This window comes from Cupriavidus sp. YAF13 (assembly GCF_052113425.1).
GTDB lineage: Bacteria > Pseudomonadota > Gammaproteobacteria > Burkholderiales > Burkholderiaceae > Cupriavidus.
The window spans coordinates 134,270-143,000 of sequence record NZ_JBFRDD010000029.1 but is presented as its reverse complement, the minus strand read 5'-3'; the positions used below and the strand labels follow the sequence as shown (position 1 = coordinate 143,000).

Annotated in this window: 6 protein-coding genes and 2 tRNA genes; 1 reads left to right on the top strand and 7 read right to left on the bottom strand. The window is 65.3% G+C overall.

The window, feature by feature from the left end:
• Positions 1–632: 632 nt before the first annotated feature.
• Both AB4061_RS22835 and AB4061_RS22830 read right to left on the bottom strand, forming a co-directional pair.
• Positions 633–709, bottom strand: a tRNA-Arg gene (locus tag AB4061_RS22835).
• Between the two features lie 65 nt (positions 710–774).
• Positions 775–1,554 (bottom strand): hypothetical protein, encoded by a 780-nt coding sequence (locus tag AB4061_RS22830; RefSeq protein ID WP_441637779.1) that lies wholly within the window; start codon positions 1,552–1,554, stop codon positions 775–777.
• Between the two features lie 456 nt (positions 1,555–2,010).
• On the opposite strand from AB4061_RS22830, the gene AB4061_RS22825 reads away from it, so the two are divergent.
• Positions 2,011–3,210 (top strand): sterol desaturase family protein, encoded by a 1,200-nt coding sequence (locus tag AB4061_RS22825; protein ID WP_441637777.1) that lies wholly within the window; start codon positions 2,011–2,013, stop codon positions 3,208–3,210.
• A gap of 269 nt (positions 3,211–3,479) precedes the next feature.
• Here the strand turns inward: AB4061_RS22825 and AB4061_RS22820 are convergent.
• The 5 genes from AB4061_RS22820 to AB4061_RS22800 form a co-directional block, all read right to left on the bottom strand.
• A tRNA-Leu gene (locus tag AB4061_RS22820) sits at positions 3,480–3,566 on the bottom strand.
• A gap of 100 nt (positions 3,567–3,666) precedes the next feature.
• A complete protein-coding gene (locus AB4061_RS22815) occupies positions 3,667–4,938 on the bottom strand; it encodes an amidohydrolase family protein (protein WP_441637775.1) in 1,272 nt (423 codons plus the stop codon).
• 36 nt (positions 4,939–4,974) lie between these two features.
• Complete coding sequence (locus AB4061_RS22810; protein WP_441637792.1) at positions 4,975–5,940, bottom strand: ABC transporter permease; 966 nt, start codon at positions 5,938–5,940, stop codon at positions 4,975–4,977.
• Positions 5,937–7,028, bottom strand: a complete 1,092-nt coding sequence (locus AB4061_RS22805) for an ABC transporter permease (RefSeq protein ID WP_441637773.1) — start codon at positions 7,026–7,028, stop codon at positions 5,937–5,939. Before AB4061_RS22805 ends, AB4061_RS22810 begins: the two co-directional genes overlap by 4 nt.
• Positions 7,018–8,610, bottom strand: a complete 1,593-nt coding sequence (locus tag AB4061_RS22800; RefSeq protein WP_441637771.1) for an ABC transporter ATP-binding protein — start codon at positions 8,608–8,610, stop codon at positions 7,018–7,020. The genes AB4061_RS22805 and AB4061_RS22800 overlap by 11 nt, the downstream gene beginning before the upstream one ends.
• Positions 8,611–8,731: the final 121 nt, after the last annotated feature.

Genomic DNA, 8,731 nt, shown 5'->3' with positions numbered 1-8,731 from the left:
CAGAAAACTGACTGGTTACATCCGAAGACATAACCAACATGTTTTACTGTGCGAGCACTTTATAACTTGTAAGCTAAAAGACCGAAGTCTTCCGCATCCGCTATCAAGCGCCCACACTTATCGGTTGTTTGTTTGTTAAAGAACTGGCCRCGGTTCGCTTTGCTTACCGCGTCGCTGCGTTTGCTGCAGCAGAGAAACGAGACTATAAAGAACTTTCTACGTTTCGTCAAACACTTTTAATCTTTTGCCGCTTCGGGAAGCTTTGCTATTTCTGCTTTGCCACCCTTGCCGCAAACCCCACAACCCTTGCCCCGTCTGCTTTGCAGCGCGTTGTTCGTGTTGCGAGGGGGCGAATACTAAAGGGTCCAAGCCAGCCTGACAAGCCCTTTTCGGGAAATATTATGAGAGGCTTTTCGATCACCCTTTGTAGCGCACTTTCGGAAGCGGCCCGAATAGGAAAGCAAGACGCGATGCGTGGCGCGCAGGCCGAGCCACCAAGGCCGACCACATCGAGCCACTACTCGGCTATGGCAGCCCGGCAAGCCCTGCCCCAACGGCACGAACAAAAAAATGGCCTGGAGCGCTTGACGCTTCAGGCCATTTTTTGTGCTTCTTTTACTGCTTGCAATAAGTGGTGCGGCTGGCAGGATTCGAACCCACGACCCCTTGGTTCGTAGCCAAGTACTCTATCCAACTGAGCTACAGCCGCACGCGAAGACGGCATTCTAGCGCAGTGAGAGAAAAATGCAAGTCCCTTCTTGCCTGCCGTCCTGGCTACCAGCGATAGCGCGCGCCCAGCGTGCCCCCAGGATTGCGCCCGGCTTTCAGCTTGACCCAGAGCTTGACGCCCCCGTTTGTGCTGCCGTGTGCGCCAAGGTTGACGGAGAGTAGCCCACGCAGCATGTCGGGATCGATGCGGGTGCCATTGATGTTGATCACCTGCTTGCGGTCCTGCCAAAGATCCGCCTCGACAAAGGGGTAGACCCCGCCGACGCCGGTCAGCCGGGTTGGTTGCGTCCGGTAGACCCGCACCACCACCTCCGCGGCACTTGTGTCCGCCGGCTGTCCGGAGAGAAAACCGGTTGCGCTCTTATCCAGGCCGGGCTGGTAGGCGAGTTGCAAGCGCGGCTGTATCGTCAGGCCGCCGCTGCGAGGCAATACGGTATCCAGCGCGAGCGCCATGCTTTGCATCCGGCCGCCGACGAACCCGGTAGCCGAAGTGGCATCGTCCAGCCGCAGGAAGAACTCGGCGTGTCGCGGCCGGCTGGCGGGTTCGGCATAAACCGGATCGCGCAAGGCCGCCGAGAGACCGGGGGCATCGTTGTCCGCGCTGGGTAAAGCCAATGCAGCTGAAGTACCGCCGCCCCAGGAGGACCACTTGCCGATCGACGCAACCAGCGGCGCCTGCATATCGCCACCGCTGGCTGGCGCCACCGGCGACTGGGATTCGCCGGCAAGTTGCGCAACGGAATCGGGTTCTAGCTGGTCCCAGCCGAGACCGGCGCTGCTGCCGGAGGGACGCTCTTCGGCCTGCGCCAAGGAGGCCACCAGCATCGCAAGGATCGAGCAGCAACACAGCCGGTAAGGATGGGGATGGACGGCATATGTGCAAAGCCCGGTCCCTGCGGTGCCTGCACCGCCTTGCGTCGCGCTCGCAGATGACACACCCCTGGCCATGACTGCAACCCCTGGCTGAAATGAACCATGTCGACTCTGTTTGAGCATAGGCCAAACAAAACGCAAGCGTTAGGGGTTGGGCGCGCCTTGCGTGCGGCGCCGTACAGGGCCGCCCTGGCGAGCGGCCAGAACGTGCCGGCCGCTGCCACATCGCTATGCAAACCGGGGGCGCTCCGCTAGGATCGCGGCTGGCCGCCGGGACGCAGGACGAAAGCTCGGCGAGCCAGCCGTACCAGTACAAGAAGAAGCGAAACAACGGAACAGCGGAAGATCCTGATGACCAACGACCCCATTGACAGGCCTGGCAATCCTGGCGAGCCCGATGCTTCAAAAATGAAACAGAATGGCACTGTCGGCAAGTTGCCGATCGCCCCGGTGCACAACGTCCTGCGCGATACCCGCGAGCTGCTGGGCAGCAGCGGCGAGCTCGAAGCCGGACGCGGCATGATCACCGCCATCCTTGCGCTGGCCCTGGGCGGACTGAGCCTGCTAGGCGTGATCGCCTTCCATTTCCCGCAATACCTGACCACGCCCGAACTACGCCACAAGTATTCGGTCGACGTGCTGCGTCATGTCCTGTTTGCCGCGCTGCTGGTGTCCGGCGGCATGTCGCTGAGCAACCTGGTGCTGGGCCGCAAGCGCAGCCTGAACGCCGCGGCATTCGCACTGGTAGCGCTGGCGGTGGCATTGGGCGGATCACGCGTAGCAGTGGGCGACTTCCCGGACCACACGCCGTACATCGGCCTGGACTGGTTCATCCTCGACCTGCTCGGCTCGACGCTGATCTTCGTCGTGATCGAAAAGATGTTCCCGCTCTATCGCGGGCAGGCCGTATTCCGGCGCGAATGGCAGACCGATCTGGTGCACTTCGCGGTCAACCACTTCATCGTTGGCCTGATCCTGTTGACGGTCAACTTCCTGATCTTCCGCTTGTTCGGCTGGCTGGTGCGCGACAGCGTGCACGCGTTCGTGGGTGGCATTCCCTTCGTGCTGCAACTGCTGCTGTGCATACTCGCGGCCGACCTGGCGCAGTACTGGACCCACCGCGCGTATCACGAGGTGCCCTTCCTGTGGAAATTCCACGCCGTACACCACAGCACCAAGACCATGGACTGGCTCGCCGGCTCGCGCCAGCACATGCTGGAGCTGGTGTTCACGCGCGTGCTGGTGCTGGCGCCGCTATACGTGCTGGGCTTCAACAAGGGCGTCATCGATGCGTACATCATCATCGTCGGCTTCCAGGCGGTGTTCAACCATGCCAATGTCCACCTGCCGTGGGGCCCGCTGCGCTACCTGGTGGTCACACCGGACTTCCATCACTGGCATCATGCATCGGATGACGAGGCGATCGACAAGAACTACTCGGCGCACTATGCCTTTCTCGACTACCTGTTTGGCACCGCGGTGAAATCCGGCAAGCGTTTCCCAGAAAAATACGGCGTAGTCGGCGACTACATGCCGGACGGCTTCGTGCGCCAGCAGCTATTCCCCTTCCGGCCGATGCCGCCGGCACGCAAGGACGACGAGACATAAGACGGCCCGGCAAGGTGGCATCGACGTACGCTCGCTCGGGATCGAAGCCCTGCAGGCCGGCGATATTCTGCTGCCGGCCGCCGTCCCATCGCGGATGGAGGCGAGACTAAGTGGCGTGCGTGGAGTGCGAGAAATAGGCCACCTTGGGCGACGGTGCCCTGAAAGGGGCCGCTGAAAGGAGCCGGATGCCGCGCGGGTAGCAACCGCATGAAAGCGCGGCACAAAAGAAAAAGGCCGCTGCATAAGCAACGGCCTTTTTCATCGAGTCTTGGTGCCCAGAAGAGGACTCGAACCTCCACAGTGTTGCCACCGCTAGGACCTGAACCTAGTGCGTCTACCAATTTCGCCATCTGGGCTTCGTTTTGCCGCTTTGCGGCGGCGCTGCGAAGAACGACATTATGCAGAACACGGAATCTGCTGTCAACTCCCGACCTGAAATTTCTTTGGCGTCCGCGCTCAAGGCTGAAAACAGACATGCCCCGGCCTGCCATCCAGGTGCAAGGTCGCCGTGGCGGGACGCGTGCTCGCCACCACCTTGCCGGCCCGCAGAACCAGCAGGCGGGTGGCGCGCAGCCGGATCGCCTCGACCGCATCGCGTGCCTGCAGCAGCACCAGGTCGGCCCGGCAGCCCGGCGCGACGCCATAGCCTTCCAGGCCGAGGATGCGCGCCGGCGTTTCGGTGACGGCAGCAAAGCACGCGTGCATGGCGTCCTGCCCGGTCATCTGGGCCACGTGAAGCCCCATATGCGCCACCTCCAGCATGTCGCCCGAGCCCAGGCTGTACCACGGGTCCATCACGCAATCGTGGCCGAACGCCACCGGCACGCCGGCGGCCAGCAGTTCCGGCACACGGGTCATGCCTCGCCGCTTCGGATAGCTATCGTGCCGGCCCTGCAGCGTGATGTTGATCAGCGGGTTGGCGATGGCCGCCACGCCCGACTCCCGAATCAGCGGGATCAGCTTGGAGACGTAGTAGTTGTCCATCGAATGCATCGAGGTCAGGTGCGAGCCCGTCACCCTGCCCTGCAAGCCAAGGCGCACGGCCTGGCAGGCCAGCGTCTCGATATGACGGGACATCGGATCGTCGCTCTCGTCGCAGTGCATGTCCACCCGCAGGCCCCGCTCGCAGGCGAGCTCGCACAGGATGCGCACGGACTCGGCGCCGTCTGCCATGGTTCGCTCGAAATGCGGGATGCCGCCCACCACGTCCACGCCCATGCCGAGTGCCCGCTTGAGATTGTCGAGCGCGCCCGGCGTGCGCAGCACGCCGTCCTGCGGAAAGGCCACCAGTTGCAGGTCAAGGTAAGGCCGGACCTTCTCGCGCACGTGCAGCAGCGCCTCGGTGGCAAGCAGGCGCGGGTCGCACACGTCCACATGCGAACGGATCGCCAGCAGGCCCTTGGCCACCGCCCAGTCGCAATAGGCCAGCGCGCGCTCGACGATGGCGTCCTGCGTCAGCAGCGGCTTGAGCTCGCCCCATAGCGCGATGCCTTCGAGCAACGTGCCGGACTGGTTGATACGCGGCAGGCCATAGGACAGCGTCGAGTCCATGTGGAAATGCGCATCGACAAATGGCGGCGTCACCAGTTGACCCGCGGCATCGACCTCGGTAGCGGCAGGCGCCTTGAGCGCCGGTTCCACCGCCTTGATGCGATCGCCCAGGATGCCGATGTCGATGCCGGTCCGGCCATCGGGGAGCGTGCAGTTGCGCAGGATCAGGTCGAGCATGGTGCGGGCCTTGTCATGATGATTGCTTGCCTGGAATCAGCGTTCACCCTTGCGATAGGGCTTCATCAGCGCCTGCGGGTAGGCGGCGCGGCGTGCCACCAGCACCAGCGCGAGGATCGACAGCACATACGGCAACATCAAGTAAAGCTGGTAAGGCAGCGGCGGCAAGCCGGGCAGGCTGGCGCCGCTTTGCTGCAGGCGCAGCTGCAGCGCGTCGAAGGCGGCGAACAGCAACGCGCCGGCCAGCGCGCGGCCCGGCCGCCACGAAGCAAACACCACCAGCGCCACGCAGATCCAGCCCCGGCCGTTGATCATATTAAAGAAGAATGCGTTGAACGCGGATAGCGTGAGGAACGCGCCGCCCACCGCCATCAGGGCGGAACCCGCCATGATCGCACCGATACGCATCGCGCCCACGCGAATCCCCTGCCCCTCCGCCGCGGCAGGATTCTCGCCGACCATGCGCACGGCCAGCCCGAGCGGAGTCCGGTAGAGCAGCCAGGCCACCACGGGCACCAGCCCCAGCGCCAGCAGCGTCAATGCGGTCTCCTCGCCAAACACCGGGCTCAACATACCGCCGATCAGCGGAATGCCGCCGATCCAGTGCATCGGGGCAAAAGGCGTGATGGTGGGCGGCGTGGCCACCGAGGCAAAGCCGAGCCGGTAGGCATAGTAGGACAGGCTGGTGGCCAGCATGGTCACGCCCAGCCCGGCCACATGCTGGGACAGCGCCAGGCTCACGGTCAGCCAGCCATGCAGCAGCCCGAAGGCCAGCCCGACACCAGCTGCCACCGCCACCCCGCCCCATAGCGGCGCACCGTGATAGACCGCCAGCCAGCCACCGAAAGCGCCAGCCACCATGATGCCTTCGATGCCAAGGTTGAGGACGCCGGCACGCTCGCACAGCAGCACGCCCAGCGTGCCGAAGATCAGCGGCGTGGCCACGCGCAGTACCGCGATCCAGAAGGCCGCCGAGGCCACGATGTCGAGCAGTTCCATCAGGCCACCTTACCCGGGGCATCGAAGCGGATGCGGTAGCGTGCCAGCATGGTCGCCACCAGCATCGCGAGCAGCGCCACCGCCACGATCACATCGGCAATGCTGTTGGGCACGCCCGCCGCGCGGCTCATGCCATCCGCCCCCACCAGCATCCCGGCCACGAACACCGACGCCGCCACCACGCCAAGCGGATGCAGCCCCGCCAGCATGGCGATGACCACGCCCGCATAGCCATAGCCGGGAGAAATATCGAGCGTGAGGTAGCTGGTGCGCCCGGCCACCTCCACCACGCCCGCAAGCCCCGCAAGCCCGCCGGACAACAACGCGGCCCGCATCGTCACGCTGCGCACCGGCATGCCCGCGAAGGCCGCAGCCCGTGCATTGGCGCCTACCGCGCGCATCTGCAGGCCAAACACCGTGAAGCGGTTGACCGCCCACAGAATCACGGCCAGCGCGCTGGCCAGCAACAAACCGCTGTGCACGCGCGAACGCTCAACCAGCTTGGCCAGCTCCAGCTCCGGCACCAGCGCCACCGATTGCGGCCAGCCCATCGCGGTGACGTCTTTCATCGGGCCATCCAGCATCATCGAGACAAACAGCAGCACGATGAAATTGGCCAGCAGGGTCGTGACCACTTCATCCACGCCGAGCCGGGTCTTGAGCCACGCGGCCCCGAGCAATAACATGGCGCCGGCCAGCATGCCCGCCACCACCATCAGGACAAAGAGCAAGCCCATGGGCAGTTGCTGCGCCCAGGGCGCAACCGCGCCATCAACCTGGCCGCCAACCGCCACAGCGGCCAGCGCACCGAGGTAGAGTTGCCCTTCCGCGCCGATATTGAACAGCCGCGCGCGAAAGGCCACCGCCACCGACAAACCCGTCAGGATCAGCGGCGTGGCGCGCGTGAGCGTTTCCGACCACGCAAAGCGCGAGCCAAAGCCGCCTTGCAGCAGCTGCGCATAGGCACGTCCCACCGGTGCGCCGGCCCAGCGCACCAGCAAGGCGCAGATCAGCAGCGTGGCAAGAATGGCGACGATGGGCGCGGCCAGCATGGCCACGCGCGAAACGCCGGTACGGGCTTCAAGCCGCATGGAGGGCCTCCTCCTTGCCCGCTTGCGCGTGCCTGCCACCGCCCGAGCCGGCCATGGCCAGGCCGAGCTCGCCCAACGTCCACGCCGCCGTAGGCCGGGCTTCGGTCAGGTGTCCGGCATGCATCACGGCGATGCGGTCGGCCAGCGCGTGCAGCTCGTCCAGGTCCTCCGAGATCAGCAGTACGGCTGCGCCTTCGCGCGCTGCATCGAGCAGGCGGGCGCGCACATAGGCTACCGCGCCGATATCAAGCCCCCACGTAGGCTGGCTGGCCACCACAAGCAGCGGCGCGCGGCCCTCACCCCGCACCGAGAGCGCCCGGCCCAGGATCAGCTTTTGCATATTGCCGCCCGACATGGTTCGCGCTGGCACCTCGATGCCGGCGGTACGCACATCGAAACGCGCCACCAGATCCCGCGCGAACCGCTGCGCGGCGGTGCGCCGGATGATGCCCCAGCGCGAAAAGCGCGGCTCGCTGAGTTGTTCGCTCGCGGCGTTCTCCCACACGGCGAGATCGCCCACGACGCCGACCGCATGGCGATCCTCCGGCACGCGTGCCACGCCAGCGCCAATCCATGCGCGGGGCTTGGCGGGCATCGGCTTGCCTGCCAAGGTGACACGCCCCTCACTAGCCGCCAGCGTGCCGCTGGCCAGCTCCGCCAACGCGGCCTGCCCGTTGCCGGAGACACCGGCAATGCCGACGATCTCGCCGGCACGCACCTGCAGGCTGACCTCGCGCAGCAGCGCGCGCCCGTCCGCGGCCCGCGCGCCCACGTGCTCCAGCGCAAACACGGGCGCCGCCGCGTTGCCATATGCGCCATCCTCGACACTCGGCCGCGCCGCGCGTTCCGGCATCGCTACCACGCGGCCGACCATCAGCTCTGCCAGTTCGGCCTTGGTGGTCTGCGCCGCGGCGCACTGCGCCACCAGCTTGCCGCCACGCAGTACCGCGATGCGGTCGGAAACACGCAGCACCTCATCAAGCTTGTGGCTGATAAAAATCACAGACAATCCTTCGGCGATCAGTTGCGCCAGCGTGGCGAACAGCGTCTCGGCCTCGTGCGGCGTCAAGACGGCAGTCGGCTCATCGAGAATCAGCACGCGGGCGCCGCGATACAGCGCCTTCACGATCTCCACGCGCTGGCGCTCTCCCACCGACAGCTCGCCAACCCTTGCCTGGGGGCGCACCGCCAGGCCGAAGCGCGCAGCCAGGGCCAGCACCTTGTCACGCGCGGCGCGCCATTCCAGGCGCCATTGCCACAGCGGCTGGGTGCCAAGCATGATGTTGTCTAGCACCGAGAGATTGTCGGCTAGCGTGAAATGCTGGTGCACCATGCCGATGCCGGCTGCCAGCGCCGCGCGCGGCTGGCCGGGCGGCAACGGCCGGCCGTCCACCTCCACCGTGCCGGCGTCTGCCACGTAGTGCCCGAACAGGATGCTGACCAGCGTGCTCTTGCCGGCGCCGTTCTCGCCCAGCAAGGCCAGCACCTCCCCGCGCTGCAACTCCAGCGAGATATCGTCGTTGGCCACAAGCGGGCCGAATCGCTTGGTAATGCCGGCAAGGCGCAGGATAGGTGTGAGCATGGATGACTGGGGATGGCTGGGGATGGCTGGGGATGGCGTTCAAAAGCGTCGACGGTTTGCTCCCCTAGCCCAAACGCGGGCGAGGGGAGCAAACGCAGCCGGGCATTTCAAGTGGCTCTGG